The sequence below is a fragment of the Halomonas sp. McD50-4 genome, from assembly GCF_022348135.1.
In the GTDB taxonomy this organism is placed as follows: domain Bacteria; phylum Pseudomonadota; class Gammaproteobacteria; order Pseudomonadales; family Halomonadaceae; genus Vreelandella; species Vreelandella piezotolerans.
The window spans coordinates 1-23827 of record NZ_JAKRFG010000005.1; the positions used below are offsets into that span (position 1 = coordinate 1).

Below are 23827 nucleotides of genomic sequence, written 5' to 3' on the forward strand. Positions count from 1 at the left end.
TTCAGTTTAAGATCAATGCGGTTCTTGCCTGTCGCCGAAGCAACAGAAGCGAACCAAACTTGGCTCAAGGGTCAAACGAATTCATTCATTAGGCCGAAGCCTGTTTGACGAGTCGCTTGCCTTGATATTTGGTGATTTGTCACCCTCATCGGCAAGCGCCCACATGAATTACCTGATCAAATTGTTAAAGAGCAACTTTCTTAATGTCGCTGCGGCGGGCCCGATGACCTGACCCGTATTGCCTCAGCGAGGAAGGCGTATTCTACGCATTCAGTGGTGTTTGTCAACCGCTGTTTTCAGCGGGCGAAGCGAGCGATCTGACCAACCTACCACAGAGCTCTAACTTCCTGACAAACAAGAGGTTTTCCAACCTCATTACCGCTGGTAACGCTGTGCGTCCCCGGCAGCGGATGCGTACTTTACGGATTCGACGCCGGGTTGGCAAGGGCTAATGTGAAAAAGTTTTAAAAACGTTCAGCGTTTGGGTTTTGCCTTACGCATGACGGCCAAGATGGGCCCTGAACACACGTAAGCCGCAAACAGCAGCAGCAGCATGACCGACGGCTCGACGGAGATCATTACGAACCCCAGCACGACCGCCAACAGTACCACGAAAGGCACGGGCTTCTTGAAGTCCAAGTCCTTGAAACTGTAGTAACGGATGTTACTCACCATCAAGATCCCTGCCGCTCCAACGACAACGAGCATCAGCAGCTTGAAGCCAAAGGCATCGGCATCGAAGCTGTGAAACGTCCATACGCTAGCGGCCACTAACGCCGCCGCCGATGGGCTAGGCAAGCCGATGAACCATTTTTTATCGACACTGCCGATTTGCACGTTGAAACGCGCCAAGCGCAGCGCAGCGCAGGCGACATAAAGAAAAGCGACCACCCAACCTGTTTTTCCAATATCTTGGAGAATCCAGGTGAAGGCGACCAGTGCCGGCGCCATACCGAACGAGATCATATCGGCCAAACTGTCGTATTCAGCACCGAACTCACTCTGGGTATTGGTCATACGCGCCACGCGACCATCCAGACCGTCCAGCACCATAGCAATGAAAATGGCGACGGCTGCCGAGGTGAACTCACCGTTGATACCGGCCACGACGGCAAAAAAACCGGAAAAGAGCGCAGAAGTCGTGAACAGGTTGGGCAGTAGATAGATCCCTTTACGGCGAATCTTTTTACCATCTTCGACGGCTTCTTCCACGACCTCGGTTTCTCGCAAAAACGCGGCGGCAAGATCTTCATTGCCGACGTCTTCGTCTTTGGCAGACGAAGACGGAAAGGTGTCATCGGCAGCCGACGTCTCGGAAGGCTGCGTGCTGCCGTGCTTTTGGTCGCGAGCATCCTGGGTCATAAGCATCATCCATTTGAAGTGAATTCACACGAAAAGGGTTCTCTTCTCATTCTACACGGTGACGCCCAGGCGACCAGCCAATTGCCCTAGACAACGAAAAACGCCCCGAAGCAGCGCTTCGGGGCGTGGATAACGCTATACGTCGTTTAGTTCTTGGACTTATCGACGAGCTGGTTAGCAGCAATCCACGGCATCATGCCGCGCAGCTTGGCACCGACCTGCTCGATCTCGTGTTCCGCATTCAGGCGACGACGAGCCGTCATGGACGGATAGTTGGTGTTGCCTTCCTGAATGAACATTTTGGCGTATTCACCGGTTTGGATACGCTTAAGAGCATTACGCATCGCCGCGCGAGACTCATCGTTGATGACCTCAGGCCCCGTCACGTACTCACCATACTCGGCATTGTTGGAGATGGAGTAATTCATGTTGGCGATGCCGCCTTCGTACATCAGGTCGACAATGAGCTTGAGCTCATGCAGACACTCGAAGTAAGCCATTTCCGGGGCATAACCGGCTTCGGTCAGCGTCTCGAAGCCCGCTTTCACCAGTTCGACCGCACCGCCACACAGGACCGCTTGTTCACCGAACAGGTCGGTTTCGGTCTCGTCTTTGAAGGTCGTTTCGATGATACCGCTACGGCCACCGCCGACACCGGCCGCATAGGAGAGTGCCAGTTCTTTGGCGCTGCCTGACGCGTCTTGGTGAATAGCGATCAGATCCGGAATACCACCGCCCTTGACGAACTCGGAGCGAACGGTGTGGCCCGGCGCTTTCGGCGCGATCATGATCACGTCGAGGTCTTTGCGCGGCTCGATCTGGTTGTAGTGAATGTTGAAGCCGTGGGCGAACGCCAGGGTTGCGCCTTCTTTCAGGTTCGGCTCGACTTCCTGCTCGTAGATCGCCTTTTGGTTTTCGTCCGGCGCCAGAATCATGACGAGGTCAGCGGTTTTACACGCTTCCGGTACGCTGGCGACTTTCAAGCCAGCCGCTTCGGCTTTTGCTGCAGACGAGGAGCCTTTGCGCAGGGCAACGGTGACGTCGACGCCCGACTCTTTCAGGTTGTTAGCATGCGCATGGCCTTGCGAGCCATAACCCACGATGGTGACTTTCTTAGCCTGAATGAGAGAAAGGTCACAATCTTTATCGTAATAAACGTGCATGGCGAAACTCCAGAAGTCGATGAAACCGAAAGTTTTTATTGCGTATGTGTCAGCGTTGATGGCCACCCGTGCCGTCTTTTGCAGCACTAGGATTTGGCGTTGAAGCCACTCTACGCCAGCGCAGCTATTGCGTAAAACGCTATGTTTGCAACATACTATTTCATATTATGAAATATCGTTCAGTCCAAAGGCTCTCATGGATTTCCGCTTACTCAGGCATGTCACCATCCTGGCCGATACGCTGCATTTTGGCCGCGCTAGCGAGCTTTGCCATATCAGCCCTTCGACGCTGAGCCGCTCCATCCAACAGGTGGAGAGCGAGCTCGGTACGCGCCTGTTTGAACGGGACAACCGCCATGTAACGCTCACTCCTCAAGGCATCACCTTCCAACGCTATGCCAAGGAGACGCTCGAGCAGTGGGAAACGCAAAAGCGCACACTGGCGGCGACGACGGAGCAGCTCAGCGGCGAGATCAGCATTTACTGCTCCGTCACCGCAAGCTATAGCTTCCTCTATGAACTGCTCAGCGATGTGCGCACCCGCCACCCCGGCATCGAGCTCAAGCTTCATACCGGCGACCCCGCCGATGCGATGTCCCGGGTACTGGAAGGCGCTGATGACATGGCGATCACGCCGCGACCGCGCATCCCGCCCAGCGCACTGGCCTTCAAGTCGCTGACCCGCTCACCGCTGCTATTCATTGCGCCTACCGACGCGCATGCGTGGCTGCCACCGCAGCCGGACAGCTCCACCGCCGAGCAGTGGCAGCACGTGCCGATGATCTTGTCAGAAGCCGGTCTCTCTAGGGAGTACGCCAACACGTGGTTCAAGGCCATGGGCATTACCCCACGGATTTATGCCCAGGTCGCGGGGCACGAAGCCATCGTCAGCATGGTCGGGCTTGGGTTTGGTGTGGGCGTGGTGCCCAAGATCGTTTTGGACAATAGCCCACTGGCAGAGCGCGTGCAGATACTCAATGTCAAACCCGAGCTCCCCCACTACGACGTTGGCCTCTGCGTACTGAACCGGCGGCTCAAAAATCCGATGATCGACGCGTTTTGGGCGGCGGTGATCCCACGCTGATGCGCCCCTTACGCACGAAAAAGCCGCCCGGCGAAGGGCGGCTTTGAACGTTGCAGCGTTGAGTCGCGATTTAAAGCGACAGGACTTTATCGCCCCGTGCAATACCCGACACCCCGGTACGTGCTACTTCGAGAATGCCCACGGGTGCCATAGCCTGCAGGAAAGCGTCCAGTTTCGACGCGTCGCCAGTGATCTGTACGGTGTACAGGCTGGGCGTGACGTCGACGATCTGCGCGCGAAAGATATCCACCGTGCGCTTGACTTCATCGCGGGCGGCACCGAGTGCTTTCACCTTCACCAGCATCAGCTCGCGCTCGATGTGGTTGCCTTCGGTGAGGTCCACCAGCTTCACCACATCGATCAACTTGTTGAGGTGCTTGGTGATCTGCTCGATCACTCGGTCGTCGCCCACCGTGGTGACCGTCAGGCGTGACAGTGACGGATCTTCCGTCGGCGCTACGTTCAACGTTTCGATGTTGAAGTTACGCTGGGAGAAAAGCCCGACCACACGCGACAGCGCACCCGGTTCGTTTTCCATCAGAATCGAGATGATATGACGCATCAGGTACGCTCCGTTTTGGACAGCAGCATGTCACGCATAGCACCCAACGGTACCTGCATCGGATAGACGTGCTCATGGGGATCGACCTTGACGTCCAGGAAGACCAGCTCATGCTTGTCGGCAAAGGCACGTTCCAGCGCCGGTTCCAACTCGTCTAGCGTCGTAACGGTGATCGCGGTGAACCCGTACGCCTCTATCAGCATATGAAAGTCGGGTAGCGACTCCATGTAGGAGTGCGCATGGCGGGACTTGTAGTTCAAATCTTGCCACTGGCGCACCATGCCGAGCGATGCGTTATTCAGGTTGACGATCTTGACGCCCACGCCGTACTGCTTACAGGTGGAGAGTTCCTGCATCATCATCTGGAAACTGCCTTCGCCGGTAACGCACACCACATCGTCGTCCGGGAAGTTTTGCTTGATCCCCATGGCCGCCGGGAAGCCAAAGCCCATGGTTCCCAAGCCACCGGAGGTAATCAGGCGGTTGGGCTTATCGAACTTGTAATACTGCGCGGCAAACATCTGATGCTGACCTACGTCGGTGGTGACGTAGGCTTCGCCACGGGTGACGCGGCACAGCGCCTCGATAACTTCTTGCGGCTTCAGCGCCTCGCCAGCCTTGGAAGGCTCGTAGAGCTTACCTTCACGCTCGGCCCGCCAGCCGTCAATCTTCTGCCACCAGTCGGTCAACGCGTCAGGATGCGCAATGGCATTGCCCTGCACTAGGCTAATCATTTCGTTGATGACGCTGGAGGCCGGGCCGACGATCGGCACGTCAGCACGCACGGTCTTGGAGACCGAACTGGGATCGACGTCGACGTGAATGATTTTCGCCGTCGGGCAGAACTTCGACGTATTGTTGGTTACCCGGTCATCAAAACGCGCGCCAATGGCAATGATCAAATCGGCGTGGTGCATGGCCATGTTGGACTCGTAGGAGCCGTGCATCCCCAGCCACCCCAAACACTGGCGGTCACTTTGCGGATACGCGCCGATGCCCATCAGCGTGGTGGTAATCGGAAAACCCAGCTGCTTCACCAAATCGGTCAAGCCTTCGCTGGCCTTGCCGGTCACCACGCCACCGCCGGTGTAGAATACGGGGCGCTTGGCCTTCAGCATCATTTCGACGGCTTTTTTGATCTGTCCCGTATGGCCACGGGTCACCGGGTTATACGAGCGCAGCTTGACCTTTTTCGGGTACACGTACTCGTAGCGCTCGGTAGGAGCGGTCATGTCCTTAGGAATGTCGACGACCACCGGGCCAGGACGGCCGGTCGATGCCAAATAGAAGGCTTTTTTCAGCACTTCCGGGATCTCGGACGGATGACGAATCGAGAAGCTGTGCTTCACGATGGGGCGCGTGACGCCGACGATATCGGTTTCCTGGAAGGCGTCGTCACCGATCAAGTGGCTCATGACCTGCCCACACAGCACCACCATGGGAATGGAGTCCATGTAGGCGGTCGCAATGCCCGTCACCGCGTTTGTCGCGCCGGGGCCCGAGGTCACCAGCACCACGCCGGGCTTGCCGGAGGCACGGGCATAGCCATCGGCCGCGTGGGTGGCCGCCTGTTCGTGACGTACGAGAATGTGCTTCACTTTGTCTTGGCGGAACAGCGCGTCATAAATATGAAGCGCCGCACCACCGGGATAACCATAAATGTACTCAACGCCCTCATCTTGCAAGAAGCGGGCGATCATATCTGCGCCGGAAAGCAGTTCCACTGTGTTTCTCCCCTGGAGGTCTCGAGTGCGATCCGCAGGGCATCCTGCGGGGTCGAGTGCGGCGGTATGCCGCTGCCGGCCCATGCCGGCACCTGATGCCAAACCCTGGCAATATGGCCCGGTTAGGGCCTGCACTCTCATCGGGAACGCTCATTGATGGCAACCATAAAGAGCGTCTCCCTTACACGGCGGTTTACCGTGTCGGGGCGTTGGCCAGGTCAGGCGGTTAGCCCAAGCCCGGAAGTCCTTCGGCGGGTAAAGGCGTGAGCCTACCCTTCGCGCGGGGATGAGGGGTTGCCCGTTGGTTCCGCGCCCGCAAATCAGGAACCCACAAGATTCCATTAGCACCCTTAGCCTGTCAACCTCAGAACCGACCAAACGCAACAAAGGTCGCAGTCAGCGCAAAAAAATGCCCCGTCCGCGACGCTGACGGGGCATTTGCCCTATTTCATTGCGCAATATCCGCACGACATTGCGCTAAATCCGACTCTTCGAGAAGTTAAGATTAGTTAAACACCAACTTTCCTACTTCTGCACTGATGTGAATGGTCGTGCCGGGAAGATACTTGCCTGCGAGCAGATCCTGCGCCAGCGGATTTTCGATACGGCTCTGAATAGCACGCTTGAGTGGCCGTGCCCCAAACACAGGGTCGAAGCCCACCACCGCGAGTTGCGCCATGGCATCGTCGCTCAATTCCAGACGCAGATCGTGCTCCGCAAGCCGTGCCTTCAAGCGCTCCAATTGAATGCCAGCGATGGCCTGAATCTGCTCCTGACCAAGGGCGTGGAACACCACCACCTCATCGATCCGGTTGATCAGCTCAGGGCGAAAATGGTTACCCACGACCTCCATCACCGCATTTTTCATCAGCTCATAGTCGTTATCATCCCCGCCCATGCGCTGGATGATGTCCGAGCCCATGTTGGAGGTCATGACGATCACCGTGTTACGAAAGTCGACGGTGCGCCCCTGGCCATCGGTCAAACGTCCATCTTCCAGCACTTGCAGCAGAATGTTGAACACATCCGGGTGTGCTTTTTCCACCTCGTCCAGTAGCAGCACCGAGTAAGGCTTGCGGCGAACGGCCTCGGTCAAGTAGCCGCCCTCTTCGTACCCCACGTAGCCGGGAGGCGCGCCGATCAGGCGGGCCACGGAATGCTTCTCCATGAATTCCGACATGTCGATGCGCACCATGGCTTCTTCGGTGTCGAACAAGAAGTTGGCCAACGACTTGCACAGCTCGGTCTTGCCCACACCGGTTGGACCGAGAAACAGGAATGAGCCGTTGGGGCGGTTGGGGTCGGCAAGACCCGCCCGGGAACGGCGCACTGCGTTGGCGACGGCCTCGACCGCCTCGTTCTGGCCGATGACGCGCTCGTGGAGGGCCTCTTCCATGCGCAGCAGTTTATCCCGCTCGCCTTCCAGCATTTTGGATACGGGAATGCCCGTCCAGCGCGAGACCACCTCTGCGATTTCCTCTTCCGTGACGTTGGAGCGCAACAGCTGATGGCTGGCAGTATCGGCTTCGCCTTCTCCTGCTTCGCTGATCTTTTTCTCCAGCTCGGGAATCTTGCCGTACTGGATTTCCGACATGCGGCCCAAATCACCCTGACGACGCGCCTGCTCAAGATCGATACGCGCTTGCTCGAGCTCCGCTTTGAACTGCGCGGCGCCTTGAATGCTGGCTTTTTCCGCCTTCCAGATCTCATCCAGGTCAGCGTAGTCACGCTCTAACTCGTGGATCTGCTGATTGAGCGCCTCCAAGCGTTTTTTGGTCGCTTCGTCGGTCTCTTTCTTGAGAGCCTCCCGCTCCATTTTGAGCTGAATGAGACGACGGTCTAGACGGTCCATCTCTTCAGGCTTGGAGTCCAGCTCCATACGAATCCGCGAGGCGGCTTCATCGATCAGGTCGATGGCCTTGTCCGGCAACTGGCGGTCGGTGATATAGCGCGTCGAGAGCTTGGCCGCCGCGATGATCGCAGAGTCGGTAATATCAACGCCATGGTGCACCTCGTAGCGCTCTTTAAGGCCCCGCAAAATAGCAATGGTATCGGCCTCGGTAGGCTCGTCCACCAGCACTTTTTGGAAACGGCGTTCCAGGGCGGCGTCTTTCTCGATGTACTTGCGATACTCATCCAGCGTCGTCGCCCCCACGCAATGCAATTCGCCCCGTGCCAGCGCTGGTTTGAGCATATTGCCCGCGTCCATGGCGCCATCGGCCTTTCCAGCGCCCACCATGGTATGCAACTCATCGATGAACAGGATCACTCGTCCCTCTTCTTGGGAGAGCTCTTTCAACACGGCTTTCAGGCGCTCTTCGAACTCACCGCGAAACTTGGCTCCGGCGAGCAGCGCGCCCATATCCAACGACAGCACGCGCTTCTCTTTCAAACCTTCGGGTACTTCACCGTTGACGATGCGCTGGGCCAAGCCCTCGACGATGGCGGTTTTACCTACACCAGGTTCGCCAATCAGCACCGGGTTGTTTTTGGTGCGACGCTGCAACACCTGAATCGTACGGCGGATTTCGTCGTCGCGACCGATCACAGGGTCGAGCTTGCCGTCCAGCGCGCGCTGGGTGAGGTCCAACGTGTACTTGTTGAGCGCCTCCCGCTGCTCTTCGGCATTGGGGTCATCTACCCTAGCACCACCACGCAGGCTGTCGATCGCCGCCTCTAACGTTTTACGGCTGAGTCCAGCCTCTTTCATCAGCTTGGTGATGGCACTGTTCATCTCCAGCGCAGCCAGCAGCACGAGCTCGGAGGCGATGAATTGATCGCCGCGCTTTTGCGCTTCGCGGTCGGTGAGATTGATCAGTTTGACGAAGTCACGCGATGGCTGCACTTCGCCATCGAATTGGCTGACTTTGGGTAGGTCATCCACTAGGCGCTGCAGACCGTCGCGCAGGCGTGAACTGCTGCCGTCGGCTTTCTCGATCAGCGCTTTGATGCCGGTATCTTTGGTATCGATCAGCGCCAGCAGCAGATGCGCGGGATCTAACTGGTTGTGGCCTTGGCCCACGGCGAGGGACTGCGCCTCGGCAATGGCGGCCTGTAATTTGGCGGTGAATTTATCGAATCGCATGGTGTGCCTCCTGGGGATGCCGTGCGTTTGGACCCACGGCGCTGCCCATTGACCTGTCGTTGAACGTGCTAAAGACGATTAGCTTGACAAGTAAGATGGCGTCATATCCACGCATTTCAAGTGGCGATTAATTGATCCAGATCACACTCGCCATGCGACCAGTGTTGCCGTTGTCACGGCGATAGGAGTAAAAGCGCGATTCGCAGGCGGTGCAGAAGTGTCCGCCGCTAATGTGGTGGATGCCCAGTGCTTCTAGGCGAAAACGGGCCAGCCGATACAGATCGGCCATATAGTGGCCTAGCCGGTACGGGCTGTGGTCGAACGCGTCGGCCGTGTCTGGATGTACAGCCACGAAAGCGCCATACACTTCGGGTCCCACCTCGAACTGCGCATTCGAGATGGCCGGCCCCAACCACACCAGGATATCGTCCGGGTCGCAATTCATGGCGGCGATGGTGGCTTCCAACACGCCACCGGCCAGCCCACGCCAGCCCGCATGCGCAACCGCCACCTGCGTTCCTTGACGATTGCAAAACAGCACTGGCAAACAGTCGGCGGTGAGAACGACACAGGCGTACTCGCTGCTGCTGGCAAGCGCTGCATCTGCATCAGGTGTGTTGCTTTGGTATTCCTGCTGCACCCGCGCACCATGCGTTTGGTTAAGCCACAGTAGCGGGCGTTCATCGCCGATCTCTTTGTGTAGCAACCGTCGGCACAGTGCAACATGGTCGGCATTGTCCCCAACGTGAGCGGCCGGATTGAACGCCGCAAAGTCATTCTGACTCGGCCCCGTTTCACGCGTGGTCACAAAGGCTCGCACGTTGGCGGGCGCTGGCCAGTCCGGCAGCAGAAGCGTCGGGCGCAGATCTATGGCATCGCTCATCGCATGGTCTCGCTATCGTCGCGCAGGTAGTCCAACAACATTAGTAGATCATCGGGCAGATCGGCTTGAAAAGTAAGGGTTTCACCACTAACGGGGTGCACGAAGCTGAGCTTTCGGGCATGCAGCGCCTGACGGGGGAATTCGCGCAAAATCTCTTTCAACGGCCCAGCGGCCCCCGGTGGGAGCTTGGCACGGCCGCTGTAGAGCGGGTCGCCAATCAAAGGATAGCGAGCGTGGGCCATGTGCACGCGAATCTGGTGAGTGCGGCCGGTTTCTAGCTGGCAGCGCACGTGGGTATGAGCACGAAAACGCTCGACCACGCGAAAATGCGTCACGGCGGGCTTGCCGGACGCCGTCACGGCCTGGCGCTTGCGGTCTTTCGGGTGCCTGCCAATCGGCGCATCGATGGTGCTGCCCGCCACGGGCTTACCGATCACGATGGCATCGTACTGACGCGACACGGTACGGGCTTGCAACTGCTCGACTAGCGCTGTTTGCGCGGGCAAGGTCTTAGCGACCATCATCAGGCCGGTCGTGTCTTTATCCAAGCGGTGGACGATGCCTGCCCGGGGCACTTCGGCCAACGCCGGGTGATGATGCAGCAGGGCATTGAGCAAGGTGCCATCCGGGTTGCCCGCCGCCGGGTGCACGACCATGCCCGCCGCCTTATTGATGACGATGACGTCCTCGTCTTCGTAGACGATGTCCAGCGCGATGTCCTGGGGCTCGAAACGCGTGTCCTCCTCGATGGTCGCATTGAGCGTGAGCACTTCGTGGCCATGCAGTTTGGCTTTCGGCTTGACCTTGACCCCATCGACGGTGAGTTCACCGGCGTTGATCCACGCTTTCAAACGCTCGCGGGAGTAATCACTGAACAACTCCGCCGCTGCTTGGTCCAAGCGCGCGCCAGCTAACGTTGCGGGCACCCGCTGCGTGGCTTCAACAATACGAGACATGAATGACCTCTCTAAGACGCTAACCGCCCAATCGAACCACCTGAGATGCGCGACTTACCGCTACGACGTGTCGCTAAGCCTGCGTTTTGCGTCTAGGTGTTTTATAGTGGGCTCACTGCGACCTATTCTACCATTTCTACTTATGGCCATCGTCGCTTTTCGGTGATTGAGGCTTGTTTGCAACGAGGATGATGATGCGCGTTTTTTCCGCTGCCCACCGCTTTGGCGCCCTAGCCTTGAGCCTTGCCCTTCTCGCAGGCTGCGCCAGCAACGACACGACCCCGGAAGAGGAAGACGAGTTTGCGGGGGTCCAAGAGCGCGAGCTATATGAGCTGGCACGCACCGCGCTCGATAGCAACCGCTTCCCGATTGCTATCGAGCGCCTTGAAGCGTTGGATACCCGTTATCCGTTTGGCCCTCACGCCGAACAGGCTCAGCTCGAACTGATTTACGCCTACTACGAAAACAGTAACTGGGAAGAGGCGCGGGCGGCTGCCAGCCGCGTCATTCGCTTACATCCCGATCATCCTCAGGTCGACTATGCCTATTACCTCCGCGGGCTAGCCGCTTGGCAGGCGGGCCGCTTCAGCCTCGAGCGCCTGCGCCTGATCGACATCTCCAAGCGTGATCTGGGGGCCTCGCGCGATGCTTACAACGATTTCCGCGAACTGATTCAGCGCTTCCCACAGAGCCAGTACGCCCCGGATGCCCAGCAACGTATCGTCTACCTGCGTGAGCTCTTAGCACGCCATGAGCTGCACGTGGCCGACTACTACCTCCGCCGCGGCGCTTTTCTAGCCGCCGTCGAGCGAGGCCGCTGGGTGATCGAAAACTACCCGGAATCCAACGCGACTCGCGATGCGCTGGCGACGATGGTCGAGGGCTACCAGGGGCTAGGGATGGAAGATCGCGCGAGCGAGGTTCTCACCGTGCTGCGTGAAAATGCACCGGGTCATGAGCAACTTCGAGGTGGTCGTTTCGTGCCAAAGCATGACAACAGCGACTGACACCATTTGCCATTTGCTTTTCACTTACAAAAAACCACGCTTAGGCGTGGTTTTTTTGTACAAGAAAATAATTGTTTAATAACAAAACCTTAATCAAATGATAGACAAAATATCATTACAAATATTGTACATCACTAGCACTGAGCATTATGATTCTCCTGCAAACACATAATAAAGCGCCTCCACGGCGCCTAGGAGACCCTGGATGACCTCCCTAATGAAACGCTTGTCTGGAACGACAATCAGCACCCGGCTAGCCGTTGGCTTCTCTATTCTGTTGGCTCTCTTGGTGCTACTGACCATAGCGGGCATTCTTCAAGTCAATCAAATCGACCGTGATTTGACCGTCATCAACGATGTCCAAGGTGAAAAGCAAGGATTCGCCGTCGACATGCGGGGCAGCGTCCATGACCGCGCGATTGCCCTGCGCGATATCGTAATTACCGCTGGTAGCGGGCGTTTGGCCGAGTTGGAAGGCGATATACGCCAGCTAGAGGAGGCTTACCAAACAGCCACCGTCGGCATGGCACAAATCAATCAAACCTCCACGGCCTCTCCGGAAGAACAACAGATTCTCGCGAGCATTCGTGAACAAGCCGAAACGACGACCCGCTTGACCGAACAAGTCATCGCTGCTCGTGAAGTAGGCAACGACCAGCAAGCCGAAACCCTTTTGTTGGAGCAAGCAGGTCCGGCTTATACCGAATGGCTCAATCGCATCAATCAGTTTATTGACCTTCAGACACAGAATAGCGCCGCTACCACCGCATCTGCCCGCGCGACGGCTTCTGGTTTCCAGCTACAAATGCTCGGATTGACGCTCTTTGCCCTACTGATTGGCGGCCTGATTGCGGTCTTCCTATCACGTCAACTGCTGCGAGAACTCGGCGCTGAGCCCTATGAAGTGAAAGCCTTTGCTCAGGCCATTGGTCGTGGCGAACTCGCCACTCAAGGTCGGCTGAAACAAGGCGATACCCGCAGCATCATGGCCTCGCAGGTCGCCATGGCGAAGCATCTGCAGGAGATCGTGGCGCAGGTGCGCGCGTCAGCAGAAGCGGTTGCCTCGAACAGCGAACAGATTGCAGAAGGCAATAACGATCTTGCCTCACGTACGGAAGAGCAAGCCAGCGCTTTGGCAGAGACGGCCTCAGCTATGGAAGAGCTTAATAGTACGGTAAAGCAAAACGCCGATAATTCCGAGCAGGCCAGCCAAGAAGCCGCTAGCGCCTCGATAACGGCGAAGCGCGGTGGGGACGCAGTTCACCAAGTGGTCGCCACCATGAACGATCTGAATAAAAGCTCACAAGAAATAGCAGGTATCATTTCGACCATCGACTCGATCGCTTTCCAAACCAATATCCTGGCCTTGAACGCGTCGGTCGAGGCGGCGCGGGCAGGCGAACATGGGCGTGGCTTTGCCGTCGTCGCTGAAGAAGTGCGTAAGCTGGCTCAGCGCAGTGCCGACGCCGCACGCGAGATCAACAACCTCATTAGCAGCAATCTAGAGCGCGTCAATCATGGCAACGAGCGCGCTGAAGAGGCGAGCAAATCCACTGAAGAGATCGTCGAAGCCATCCAGCGCGTGACCACTATCATGCAAGAGATCAGCAACGCCAGCGCCGAACAGAGTGCCGGGGTTCAGGAAGTAGGCCAGGCGGTCACCGAAATGGACCAAGTTACGCAGCAGAACGCATCACTGGTGAATGAGAGCGCGACCGCTGCCAACAACTTACGTCAGAATGCCCACCAGTTGTTAAACGCCATGGGGGCGTTCAAACTCCCTGAGTCGGCGATGGCGCCGGCCGCTCAACATCGCGCCAACCCACCCTCGACGGCAAGCAGCTATGCTCGTCCCAAGGCCCCGTCGCTACCCACCACACGCTCCAGCGCCCCTGCCGAGCTTGAATGGGAAAGCTTCTAAATAAAACGTCTTATCTGCCGTTAATTTTTAGAGAGGCCGTGGCATGTCCGCCACGGCCCACTGCCTTTCCCAGAGGTGACGATGAAACCCTCGCAGAGCTTGTTCATGGTGTTTCTGCTCCCCATCCTGATGGTGATTCTGCCGGTTGCACTGTTGCTGGGACTGGCCACCTACATGATCAAAGAGCAGTCGCTGCAAAACTACCGGCTTCAATCCAATGATCTGGAAACCCTCGTACAAATGGCGACCTTCGATCGCCAGTTGGGCGATCTTCATCAGCGGATGAGTGAGGTTTTCAGCCGGGCGGAAGCGACCGACCTCGGCACCATGCAGCGCTACGCGGAGTACGGTCGCATCAACCAAGAGCTATCGCGTATTGGGGAAAGCGTCGATCGGCTGTCCAGCTCGCCGCTGATTTTGGACTTGAGCCAGGAAAGCGCAGCTACCCTGCAGCGCGCCTTTTATGAATACCGTCGCTTCGTCAACATGGCCAACGAGGCCGCCACCCTGAATCAGGGGGATCCCGTTTTTTATTTGCAAGAAGCCCAACGTCATTTCACGACGTTCAACCTCTTTTCTCAGCAAATTTTCGAGGCGCTTACCCATCGCGCCAGTGACCGACACCGAGAGTCTTACGCCGATCTCAACCAGTCGCGCAACTCCACGCTATGGCTGGGCTTGGGTCTATTTGCTCTGCTGATCAGTGCCGCTTTTTTGGCCGCATGGCGCATCAACCAGCGGCTCGTCACGGTGGGCGATGCCATTTTGGCGCTGTCCGACAATCGCCGAGCGCTGCCCGACTTGCAAGCAATCGAACGGTTGAGCCAACAACACAGCGGCCCGTTAAAGCGTATTGCGCTTTCACTCCTTTCTTTTCGCGATACCGAGCAGCAGAGACGAGAAGCAGAGCGCCAAGTGCATCAATTGGCTTACTACGACACGCTCACCGACCTGCCCAACTGGCGACTGATGAAAGAGCATCTACAGCACTCGTTGGAGACCAACAGTCAAACCAACACTTACGGCGCGCTGGTGTATTTGGACGTGGACGAGTTCAAACGTATCAACGATGTCATCGGCCATCGGGCGGGAGACGACCTGCTCATACAGATGGCGACGCGTCTTAAAACCTTGGAGCAGCAGGGCTGCACGATGGGCCGCCTGAGTGGCGACGAGTTCGTGCTGATCGTGGATGGTTTGGATGCCGATAAGTTGAAAGCCGCCGAAAAAGCCGAGTTCTTGGCGCAGCAGATTCAGCACGCGCTGACCCAGCCTTACTGCTTGGATGGGCATCACCAGTATCTTAACGTCAGTCAAGGGCTCGTGCTCTTCAAGGGCGTCGATGATAGCGTCGATCAGCTTTTTCAATACGCTAATTCAGCCGTTCACCTCGCCAAGCGTGATGACCAGAATACGATCCGCTTTTATGACCCAGCTGTACAAGCTCAGTTGGAAACGCGCACCGAGCTAGAGCGCGACCTGCGCCTCGCCATCGAGCGGGAAGAGTTCGTGCTGGTCTATCAAATGCAAGTAGATAGCCAAGGGCGTGCCATCGGTGCCGAAGCACTCATCCGTTGGCAGCACCCCATACAAGGCTTCGTATCGCCGGGCACATTCATTCCTCTGGCAGAGGAGACGGGGCTCATCATTCCCATGGGCACCTGGGTACTGCATGCCGCCTGCGAACAGCTCGCCCTGTGGGAAGCGGCTGCGCATACCAAAGACCTAGTGCTGGCCGTGAACGTCAGTGCAAAACAGTTTCAGCAGCCACACTTCGTCGAGGAAGTGGCCAAGGCATTGGAACTTAGCGGTGCGTCGCCTCACAAGCTGAAACTCGAGCTCACCGAGAGCACGGTCATCGGTCAGGTGGAAGATACCATCGCCCGCATGCACCGGCTCAAGGCACTCGGCATCAGCTTTGCCATGGACGATTTTGGCACCGGCTACTCTTCCTTGCAGTATTTGAAGCGTTTGCCGCTGGACCAAATCAAAATCGATCAATCCTTCGTGCGCGACCTTCATCAGGACGCAGATGACATGGCCATCGTCGAGACGATCATTGCCATGGGGCGCTCGCTGGGCCTTAACGTCATTGCCGAGGGCGTAGAGACCATGGAGCACTGGCGATATTTGAACGAACACCAGTGCCACGCTTACCAGGGTTATTACTTCTGCAGGCCGGTGACGCCAGAAGATATGGCTAAACAGTGCTTAGCCCCGCCCCCGGTGCTCACGTAAGCCGCCGATGCCCCATCTGAGGGCTTACGTCAATCGCCCGGCTGCCAGCCATTGACGATAGGGTAGCGGCGATCTCGCCCGAAGCCCCGCGGGGTCACTCGCACGCCTACCGGCGCCTGGCGGCGCTTGTACTCACAGCGATCCACCAGTTTGACGACCTTGTAGACATCCTCTTCCTCGAAGCCTGCAGCAATGATCGCCTCGGCACTCATGTCTCCCTCGATGTAGCGGACCAGAATGGCATCCAACACATCATAGTCTGGGAGCGAATCGCTATCCTGCTGGTCGGGCGCAAGTTCGGCGCTGGGTGGACGCTCGATCACGCGCTCGGGAATGGCCGGCGACTGGGTATTGCGCCAGCGCGCCAGGCGGTATACCCAGGTTTTATAGACATCTTTGATGGCGTTGTAGCCCCCCACCATATCGCCATACAGCGTGGCATAGCCGACAGCCATTTCGCTCTTGTTGCCCGTGGTCAGCACCATCAGGCCTTTCTTGTTGGAGATCGCCATGAGCAGCACGCCACGGCAACGCGACTGAAGGTTCTCTTCGGTAGTATCGCGCTCGGTGCCTGCAAAACTCTCGGCCAGCGTCCCCATGAAGGCTTCGACCATGGGCTCTATGGGCATCACGTCATAATGAACGCCCAGCAGGGTCGCCTGTTCGGCCGCATCCTGCTTGGATATATCCGCAGTGTAATGGTAAGGCATCATGACCGCTTGTACCCGCTGCGGTCCCAGCGCATCCACCGCAATGGCCAGCGAGAGCGCCGAATCGATGCCGCCAGAAAGCCCCAGCACCACGCCTTTGAAACCGCTCTTGTTGACGTAGTCACGCAGGCCGGTCACCAGCGCGCAGTAAAGGCTTTCCTCGGGTTCCACATCTGGCTCGATTTCGCCAGCCTGGGGTTCCCAGACGTTCGCACTAGTTTGCAGGAGCTGAATGGGCATTAGCCCCGCCTGCCAGTAGGGCGCCAGTACCTTGAGTTGACCGTTGGCATCGACACAGCTAGAGCCACCGTCGAACACCAACTCGTCCTGGCCACCGATGGTATTGACGTACACGACGGGCAATTGCACGTCTTGGGCGCGCTGTTCTAGCAAGCGCAGCCGTTCGGCGGGCTTGTCTTGATGATAGGGCGAGGCGTTCAAACTGATCAATACTTCAGCCCCCGCCTCGCGCGCGGCCTTCACGGGCACACCTTCCCACAAGTCTTCGCAAATCAGTAGACCTAACTTGGCCCCTTTATGCTCGTACACCAGCGGCTCGGTGCCCGGCGTGAAGTAGCGCTGTTCATCGAACACTTGGTAATTGGGCAGCGCTTGTTTGGCGTACTCCGCCTCCCATTGGCCGTTGTAGAGCACCCCCGCCAAGTTGTAACACTTGCCTTCACGCACGCCGGGGTAACCAATGATGACCAGCACGTCGCGGGAGATTTTTTCCGCCATCGTGGCGCGCGCCTCACGCAAGCGGGTTTCCATGGAGGGACGCAACAGTAAATCTTCCGGCGGGTAGCCGGATAAAAACAGTTCAGGAAAGACGACGATATCCGCCCCATGCTCGATCCTCGCTTCACGCACCGCTTCGATGGCACGCGCGGCGTTGCCGGGAATATCGCCGACCAGCGGGTCGAGTTGGGCCATTACCAGCGTTAAGTCTTGCATGGGCGTCAAAATCTCTTGAGAATCTTCAGAATACGGTGGCATCTACCTAGTCGCTGCATTGTCCCGCAAGGCGTGCTCAGTGGCAAAGGTCATTGTTACGAATGCCATGTCGTCGCCTTTTCCCACCAGGGGAGCCATTGAGGATGAACCTATTGATCATTCGGCTAATTATCTTTGCCGCGCTGTTTTATGTAGGCCTAAAGCTTTACGGACTCTATCGCCAACGCAAGCTGGCCCATCAGCAGCAGGCACCGTCGCGCCACGAAGGCGGCAACATGGTGCGCTGCCGCTGGTGCGACGTTCACGTGCCGGAGAACGAGGCGCTACGTGACGTCGAGCAGTGGTTCTGCTGTAGCGCTCACCGTGACCGCTTCCTACAAGAGCAGGAAGACAATCGTCGCTAGCGATCATGGCCACGCCAAGCGCTCGGCCGTTGGCTGGTAAGGTGTTGGGTCCAGCAAGGGTTTGCGCCCCAGCACTTGATCGACCAGTAGATGCGTCGAAGCAGGCGCCAGCACCAAGCCATTCCGATAATGCCCGGCATTGACAAACACATTGGGAAACTCGGGCAGCGCGCCAATGAACGGTATACCTTCCGGCGAGCCGGGGCGCAGCCCCGCCCAATGGTACGCAACAGGGCAATCGGCTAACGCAGGGATAATGTTTTCCGCACTCCGCTTGAGCGATGCTAACGCCTCTTCATCGGTGGTTTTATCGAAGCCCGCCTCTTCCAAGGTAGACCCCACGAGCAGCAAACCATCGCTACGTGGAATCACGTAGCGACCATCCTTGAGCACTACGCGCTGGACTAAACCGGGCGGCGCTTGATAAGCGATCATTTGTCCTTTGACGGGCCGAACCGGCAATCGCACGTTCAGCCCGTCAAGCACGCTTGCGCTCCAGGCCCCGCCACAGACGATGAGCTGCTCTGCTAGCTGGTCACCTCGGCTCGTCGCAACCCCCACTACGCGGCCTTGACGCTGCAGAAAACCTTCGACACGACACGCCTCGATCAGCGTCACGTGAGACAGGGCAGCCAAACGAGCGCGCAGCGCTTGGCCCAAGCGCGGGTTGCGCACGCTGCCTAGTGTGGGCATCCAGAGCGCACTGCCTTCGGGAGTAGCAGCTTCAGGCTCTTTATGATGAACGAAATCGGCGTTGACCCGCTCTAGCGGCTTGCCGAGTTGTCGCGCCCAGTGCAAGGCCGCCTCGTCATCGTCCACATTCAAGTAGAGCAAGCCCTTTTGCCGATACTCCGGGTCGATACCGGTCTCTTCCAACAAGCGCAGGGCTAGCGTGGGATAGGCGCCCTCTGACCAGCGCGACAGCTGAGACACCGGCTCACCATAACGCCAGGGATAGAGCGGCGAAACGATCCCACCGCCTGCCCAGGATGCCTCTTTTCCGCAAGTTCCGCGCTCGATGAGCGTGACCCGCTGACCAGCGTCCGCTAGCTGAAGTGCCGTCATCATTCCGATCACGCCACCTCCTAAAATTAAGAGATTGCTCACAACGTTTGTCCGTTTTGGCTTACATAAAAAGTGCGCGGTGCCCCCTAGGATCAACAAGATCACGCAACGTTAACCAGCGCAACGAGCATCAAGCTCGTCGACAGGGGGTCAAGCGATGAAATGCGGTGGCACGCACGGGCAGCACTCGTCCTATCAGCGGGGGTTTACACTCATCGAGATGTTGGTGGCGATGCTGTTGATGACCGCCATGATAGCGTGGCTGACACCAAGCGTTCAGGCACTGAGTCACCACAGCCTTCTCAATAGCGAAGTAAGCCGCCTGCGCTCTGCGTTTGCCCTGGCCAGACATACGGCCATTTCACAACGTACGAAGGTGACCGTGTGTCCGGCAAGCGCAAACCTCACCACCTGTGCGTCGACGTGGGGCGACGCACTGGTCGTCATAAAGGGAGACGTCGAGGACGGCTTTCAACCAGACGATATCCTGCGCGTCTTTCCTGGGCAGGCGGCGTCTTACACCACTTATAGCCGCGGCTGGCGACACGTTCGATATAACGTGCTGGGCCATACCAGTGGCTATAACGGCAGCTTCGCGATATGCACCACACAAGCAGAAGGAAAACGGTTGGTACTCAGCCAGTTAGGCAGGTTACGCGTGGATGAGGCACCTATCGACTGCTAAGATCGCCAACAGGTGCTCTCCTCCAGAATGCAGCTACATTAGCCAATGCCATCCAGATAGCGTTCGGCATCCAGGGCTGCCATACAGCCGCTGCCTGCCGAGGTGATCGCCTGGCGATAGATATGGTCCATCACGTCGCCACAGGCAAATACGCCCGGCACGCTCGTAGCCGTTGCATTGCCTTCACTGCCCGATGTCACTTTGATATAGCCACCGTTCATCTCCAACTGCCCTTCGAAGATGCCCGTATTGGGACTATGGCCGATGGCAATGAATAGCCCCGGCGCGTGAATCTCTTTCGTGCTGCCATCCTTGGTGGACTTGACTCTTACGCCGGTCACGCCGGTGTTATCCCCTAACACCTCCTCGACTTCGTAGAACCACTCCAGGGCAATTTTACCCGCCTCGGCTTTCTCAAAGAGCTTGTCTTGCAGGATTTTTTCCGCGCGCAGGGTATCGCGGCGATGCACCAGCGTGACCTTGGAAGCGATGTTAGACAAGTAGAGTGCTTCTTCGACCGCCGTATTGCCCCCCCCAACGACGACGACCTCTTGATTGCGGTAGAAAAAACCATCGCACGTCGCACAGGCCGACACGCCCTGCCCCATGAACTGTTGCTCGGTGGGTAAGCCCAGATAGCGTGCGCTGGCACCGGTGGCGATGATCAGCGCATCACAGGTATAGGTGCCACTATCGCCTTTTAGGGTATAGGGTTTTTCAGCTAAGCTGACTTCATTGATATGATCGAACAGCACCTCGGTGTTGAAACGCTCGGCATGCTGCTTCATGCGCTCCATCAACGCCGGCCCCTGGACACCGTCGGCATCACCAGGCCAGTTATCCACGTCGGTCGTGGTGGTCAATTGGCCACCTGCCTGCATCCCGGTAATGAGCAGGGGCTTGAGGTTGGCACGCGCGGCATACACCGCCGCAGTGTAGCCTGCTGGGCCAGACCCAAGAATAATCAAACGTTCATGACGTGTTTCCATGACACCACCTTTGTCACAATTGAGCAGATAACGTTGCAAGAGAGTCTGCCTGAAATGGCGTCAAGTACAAGCGATTACAAGGGCTCGCCTACGCTATTAGGCGAAGACGGCTTGAAAGCGCACCGTGAAACACCCATGTCTGATTAATCAGCCATACTGATATTACGTCAGTCGTCGTTAAACCCCACGATGAGACCGCCATAGCCAACATCGCCATACCCAAATAAACAGTGACCGTCGCGCAACGCCAAGCAATCAGAGGAGAATGGAATGAGCAAGATACCCAACACGCTTCATACCTTGACGGCAGGAAGCCAAGAGTATCACTACTACAGCCTGCCCACGGCGGCTGAGACGCTAGGCAATATCGACCGACTGCCCAAGACGCTCAAAATCCTGCTCGAAAATCAGCTGCGTTTTGCAGACGATGAGAGCGTCGAGCGGGACGATATGCAGGCGCTGGTGGACTGGCAAAAAGAGGGCAAATCCAGCCGTGAAATTGGCTACCGGCCGGCGCGGGTATTGATGCAAGACTTTACCGGTGTGCCTGGCGTGGTCGACCTCGCCTCCATGCGCGCGGCGGTGGAAAAACTGGGCGAAGACCCTGCCCGCATCAACCCACTCTCTCCAGTGGACTTGGTGATCGACCACTCGGTGATGGTCGATAAGTTCGGTCATCCGACGGCGTTTCAAGAAAACGTCGATATCGAGATGCAGCGAAACGGCGAGCGCTACGAATTCCTACGTTGGGGCCAGAAAGCCTTCGACAACTTCAGCGTCGTGCCACCCGGTACCGGGATTTGCCACCAAGTGAACCTGGAGTACCTAGGCCGCACGGTGTGGACCAAAGAGGAGGATGGCAAGACCGTTGCCTACCCCGACACGCTCGTAGGAACCGACTCTCACACCACCATGATCAACGGCCTGGGTGTGCTGGGCTGGGGGGTGGGCGGCATCGAAGCGGAGGCCGCCATGCTGGGCCAACCGGTGTCCATGCTCATTCCGGAAGTGATTGGCTTCAAACTGACCGGCAAACTGCGCGAAGGTATTACTGCCACGGACCTCGTTCTCACCGTGACTGAAATGCTGCGCAAAAAAGGCGTGGTCGGTAAGTTCGTCGAATTTTATGGCGACGGCTTAAAAGACCTGCCGCTAGCGGACCGCGCCACCATTGCCAATATGGCCCCTGAGTATGGCGCCACCTGTGGCTTCTTCCCGGTGGATGACGAAACGCTCAACTACCTGCGCCTAACCGGCCGTGAAGATAGCCAGATTGCCCTGGTCGAGGCTTACAGCAAGGCCCAGGGCCTGTGGCGTGAGCCGGGCGATGAGCCGATTTTCACGGACACGCTCAGCCTGGACATGAACGAGGTAGAGGCCAGCCTAGCGGGCCCCAAACGCCCGCAGGACCGTGTTGCACTCAAAGATATGGTCAGTGCGTTTGGCAAGGTCATGGAAGAAGACGGCAAGGCGCTGCCCAGCACCGAAAAGGGCAAACTAGCCTCTGAAGGCGGCCAGACCGCCGTGGGCATCGACCGCAGCTACGAACACGACTTCAAACACAGTGATAGCCAGACCGTCACGATGGGCGAGCAGGACTTCAGCCTGGACCCTGGTGCCGTGGTCATTGCGGCGATTACGTCGTGCACGAACACCTCGAACCCCAGCGTGATGATGGCAGCAGGCTTGTTGGCGCGTAACGCCCGTGAGAAGGGCTTGACCACCAAACCTTGGGTGAAAACATCGCTCGCGCCCGGCTCCAAAGTCGTCACCGACTATCTCGCCGCGGCCAGCCTCGACGATGACCTGGATGCGCTGGGCTTCAACCTCGTGGGCTACGGCTGTACCACCTGTATCGGCAACTCAGGCCCCCTGCCAGAAGAGATCGAAAAAGCCATCAACAATGGCGACCTCACCGTGGCATCGGTGCTGTCGGGCAACCGCAACTTCGAAGGCCGCGTTCATCCCCTGGTCAAAACCAACTGGCTGGCATCGCCGCCCCTGGTCGTTGCCTATGCACTGGCGGGCAACGTGCAGTGCAACTTGACCACCGACCCGCTCGGCCAGGATAGCGACGGCAACCCGGTGTATCTTAAAGACATCTGGCCTTCGCAGGCCGATATCGCCAGCGCCGTCGAGAAGGTGAACACCGAGATGTTCCGCAAGGAGTACGGTGCCGTCTTCGAAGGCGATGAGACGTGGAAAGCCATCAAAGTGCCGGAGGGTAAGGTATACGAGTGGCCGGAATCGACCTATATTCAGCACCCGCCCTTCTTTGAAGGCATGCAGCGGGAGCCAGACGCCATCGAGGACGTGAAGAACGCCCGCATACTGGCGATACTGGGTGACTCCGTCACCACCGACCATATCTCGCCTGCTGGCTCTATCAAGCCGGATAGCCCCGCCGGGCGCTACCTGCAAGAGCACGGCGTGAAGCCGATCGACTTCAACTCCTACGGCTCGCGCCGGGGCAACCATGAAGTCATGATGCGCGGCACCTTCGCCAACGTGCGGATCAAAAACGAAATGCTCGACGGCGTGGTAGGCGGCGAAACGCGCCATGTGCCGAGTGGTGAACAGATGGCCATCTACGATGCCGCCATGAAATACAAAGAGGAAGGCACGCCGTTAGTGGTCATTGCCGGTAAAGAGTATGGCACCGGCTCCTCGCGTGACTGGGCAGCCAAAGGCACCCGACTGCTGGGCGTGCGTGCTGTGATCGCCGAGTCCTTCGAACGCATTCACCGCTCTAACCTGATCGGCATGGGCGTGGTACCGCTGCAATTCCCGGAAGGCGAAAGCCGTGAGAGCCTGGGATTAACGGGGGATGAAGAGATCTCGATTGCGGGGTTGAGCGATTTGAGCCCCGGCGGTAACGTTCAGGTCGTGATTAAAAATAGTGACGGCGAACGTACCGTTGATGCCAAGTGCCGAATTGATACCGTCAATGAGCTGGCGTACTACCGTCACGGTGGTATCCTTCACTACGTGCTGCGCAAGATGATCGGCGCAGCCTAAAGGTACGACCTACCAAT

The 23827-nt window shown here is 57.7% G+C and carries 17 protein-coding genes; 7 read left to right on the forward strand and 10 right to left on the reverse strand.

Translation table 11 applies throughout. The features are described from left to right. Positions 1-474: 474 nt before the first annotated feature. Positions 475-1362: a CDP-diacylglycerol--serine O-phosphatidyltransferase gene (pssA, locus tag MHM85_RS07520; protein ID WP_219861797.1), complete on the reverse strand. Its 888-nt coding sequence runs from the start codon at positions 1360-1362 to the stop codon at positions 475-477. Positions 1363-1508: 146 nt separating this feature from the next. Then, entirely contained in the window at positions 1509-2525 is a 1017-nt protein-coding gene (gene ilvC / locus MHM85_RS07525; protein WP_153843120.1) for a ketol-acid reductoisomerase, read from the reverse strand. Between the two features lie 196 nt (positions 2526-2721). Here ilvC and ilvY point away from each other — a divergent pair, with 196 nt between their 5' ends. Continuing rightward, positions 2722-3609, forward strand: a complete 888-nt coding sequence (ilvY, locus tag MHM85_RS07530) for an HTH-type transcriptional activator IlvY (RefSeq protein WP_153843119.1) — start codon at positions 2722-2724, stop codon at positions 3607-3609. Between the two features lie 70 nt (positions 3610-3679). Here ilvY and ilvN read toward each other — a convergent pair whose 3' ends face one another. The 5 genes from ilvN to rluD form a co-directional block, all read right to left on the reverse strand. Continuing rightward, entirely contained in the window at positions 3680-4171 is a 492-nt protein-coding gene (ilvN, locus tag MHM85_RS07535; RefSeq protein ID WP_030074339.1) for an acetolactate synthase small subunit, read from the reverse strand. Next, positions 4171-5895 carry an acetolactate synthase 3 large subunit gene (locus MHM85_RS07540; protein WP_139525682.1) on the reverse strand — a complete coding sequence of 575 codons (1725 nt, stop codon included), beginning with the start codon at positions 5893-5895 and terminating at the stop codon, positions 4171-4173. Before MHM85_RS07540 ends, ilvN begins: the two co-directional genes overlap by 1 nt. Positions 5896-6400: 505 nt before the next feature. Next, complete coding sequence (gene clpB, locus MHM85_RS07545) at positions 6401-8980, reverse strand: ATP-dependent chaperone ClpB (protein ID WP_239285541.1); 2580 nt, start codon at positions 8978-8980, stop codon at positions 6401-6403. Between the two features lie 127 nt (positions 8981-9107). Then, complete coding sequence (pgeF, locus tag MHM85_RS07550; RefSeq protein ID WP_139525684.1) at positions 9108-9863, reverse strand: peptidoglycan editing factor PgeF; 756 nt, start codon at positions 9861-9863, stop codon at positions 9108-9110. Then, on the reverse strand, positions 9860-10819 hold the full coding sequence (gene rluD / locus MHM85_RS07555) for a 23S rRNA pseudouridine(1911/1915/1917) synthase RluD (protein ID WP_139525685.1): 960 nt from the start codon (positions 10817-10819) through the stop codon (positions 9860-9862). Before rluD ends, pgeF begins: the two co-directional genes overlap by 4 nt. 194 nt (positions 10820-11013) lie before the next feature. Here rluD and MHM85_RS07560 point away from each other — a divergent pair, with 194 nt between their 5' ends. The 3 genes from MHM85_RS07560 (at position 11014) to MHM85_RS07570 (ending at position 15985) form a co-directional block, all read left to right on the forward strand. Further along, the gene (locus MHM85_RS07560; protein ID WP_239285543.1) at positions 11014-11826 is read left to right on the forward strand and encodes an outer membrane protein assembly factor BamD; all 813 of its coding nucleotides are present in this window, start codon (positions 11014-11016) and stop codon (positions 11824-11826) included. A gap of 205 nt (positions 11827-12031) precedes the next feature. Next, a complete protein-coding gene (locus MHM85_RS07565) occupies positions 12032-13747 on the forward strand; it encodes a methyl-accepting chemotaxis protein (protein WP_139525687.1) in 1716 nt (571 codons plus the stop codon). An 81-nt stretch (positions 13748-13828) separates the two neighbouring features. After that, positions 13829-15985 carry a GGDEF domain-containing phosphodiesterase gene (locus MHM85_RS07570; RefSeq protein ID WP_239285545.1) on the forward strand — a complete coding sequence of 719 codons (2157 nt, stop codon included), beginning with the start codon at positions 13829-13831 and terminating at the stop codon, positions 15983-15985. A gap of 29 nt (positions 15986-16014) precedes the next feature. Here MHM85_RS07570 and MHM85_RS07575 read toward each other — a convergent pair whose 3' ends face one another. Beyond that, positions 16015-17649 (reverse strand): NAD+ synthase, encoded by a 1635-nt coding sequence (locus MHM85_RS07575; RefSeq protein WP_139526212.1) that lies wholly within the window; start codon positions 17647-17649, stop codon positions 16015-16017. Positions 17650-17792: 143 nt separating this feature from the next. On the opposite strand from MHM85_RS07575, the gene MHM85_RS07580 reads away from it, so the two are divergent. After that, a complete protein-coding gene (locus MHM85_RS07580; protein WP_139525689.1) occupies positions 17793-18053 on the forward strand; it encodes a PP0621 family protein in 261 nt (86 codons plus the stop codon). Positions 18054-18056: 3 nt separating this feature from the next. Here MHM85_RS07580 and thiO read toward each other — a convergent pair whose 3' ends face one another. Further along, positions 18057-19160: a glycine oxidase ThiO gene (gene thiO / locus MHM85_RS07585; RefSeq protein WP_239285547.1), complete on the reverse strand. Its 1104-nt coding sequence runs from the start codon at positions 19158-19160 to the stop codon at positions 18057-18059. Between the two features lie 115 nt (positions 19161-19275). Here thiO and MHM85_RS07590 point away from each other — a divergent pair, with 115 nt between their 5' ends. Beyond that, positions 19276-19803 carry a GspH/FimT family pseudopilin gene (locus tag MHM85_RS07590; protein ID WP_239285549.1) on the forward strand — a complete coding sequence of 176 codons (528 nt, stop codon included), beginning with the start codon at positions 19276-19278 and terminating at the stop codon, positions 19801-19803. A gap of 38 nt (positions 19804-19841) precedes the next feature. Here the strand turns inward: MHM85_RS07590 and trxB are convergent, their stop codons facing one another. Further along, a complete protein-coding gene (gene trxB / locus MHM85_RS07595; protein ID WP_239285551.1) occupies positions 19842-20792 on the reverse strand; it encodes a thioredoxin-disulfide reductase in 951 nt (316 codons plus the stop codon). Positions 20793-21062: 270 nt separating this feature from the next. On the opposite strand from trxB, the gene acnA reads away from it, so the two are divergent. Next, entirely contained in the window at positions 21063-23810 is a 2748-nt protein-coding gene (gene acnA, locus MHM85_RS07600; protein WP_239285553.1) for an aconitate hydratase AcnA, read from the forward strand. Positions 23811-23827 lie beyond the last annotated feature (17 nt).

Bases quoted from the DNA above. Each gene is read 5' to 3' on its own strand.
- MHM85_RS07575 (WP_139526212.1), bottom strand. From the start codon at position 17,649: ATGCAAGACTTAACGCTGGTAATGGCCCAACTCGACCCGCTGGTCGGC.
- pgeF (WP_139525684.1), bottom strand. From the start codon at position 9,863: ATGAGCGATGCCATAGATCTGCGCCCGACGCTTCTGCTGCCGGACTGG.
- MHM85_RS07580 (WP_139525689.1), top strand. From the start codon at position 17,793: ATGAACCTATTGATCATTCGGCTAATTATCTTTGCCGCGCTGTTTTAT.
- clpB (WP_239285541.1), bottom strand. From the start codon at position 8,980: ATGCGATTCGATAAATTCACCGCCAAATTACAGGCCGCCATTGCCGAG.
- rluD (WP_139525685.1), bottom strand. From the start codon at position 10,819: ATGTCTCGTATTGTTGAAGCCACGCAGCGGGTGCCCGCAACGTTAGCT.
- MHM85_RS07570 (WP_239285545.1), top strand. From the start codon at position 13,829: ATGAAACCCTCGCAGAGCTTGTTCATGGTGTTTCTGCTCCCCATCCTG.
- acnA (WP_239285553.1), top strand. From the start codon at position 21,063: ATGAGCAAGATACCCAACACGCTTCATACCTTGACGGCAGGAAGCCAA.
- ilvC (WP_153843120.1), bottom strand. From the start codon at position 2,525: ATGCACGTTTATTACGATAAAGATTGTGACCTTTCTCTCATTCAGGCT.
- pssA (WP_219861797.1), bottom strand. From the start codon at position 1,362: ATGACCCAGGATGCTCGCGACCAAAAGCACGGCAGCACGCAGCCTTCC.
- trxB (WP_239285551.1), bottom strand. From the start codon at position 20,792: ATGGAAACACGTCATGAACGTTTGATTATTCTTGGGTCTGGCCCAGCA.
- ilvN (WP_030074339.1), bottom strand. From the start codon at position 4,171: ATGCGTCATATCATCTCGATTCTGATGGAAAACGAACCGGGTGCGCTG.
- MHM85_RS07590 (WP_239285549.1), top strand. From the start codon at position 19,276: ATGAAATGCGGTGGCACGCACGGGCAGCACTCGTCCTATCAGCGGGGG.
- ilvY (WP_153843119.1), top strand. From the start codon at position 2,722: ATGGATTTCCGCTTACTCAGGCATGTCACCATCCTGGCCGATACGCTG.
- MHM85_RS07565 (WP_139525687.1), top strand. From the start codon at position 12,032: ATGACCTCCCTAATGAAACGCTTGTCTGGAACGACAATCAGCACCCGG.
- MHM85_RS07560 (WP_239285543.1), top strand. From the start codon at position 11,014: ATGCGCGTTTTTTCCGCTGCCCACCGCTTTGGCGCCCTAGCCTTGAGC.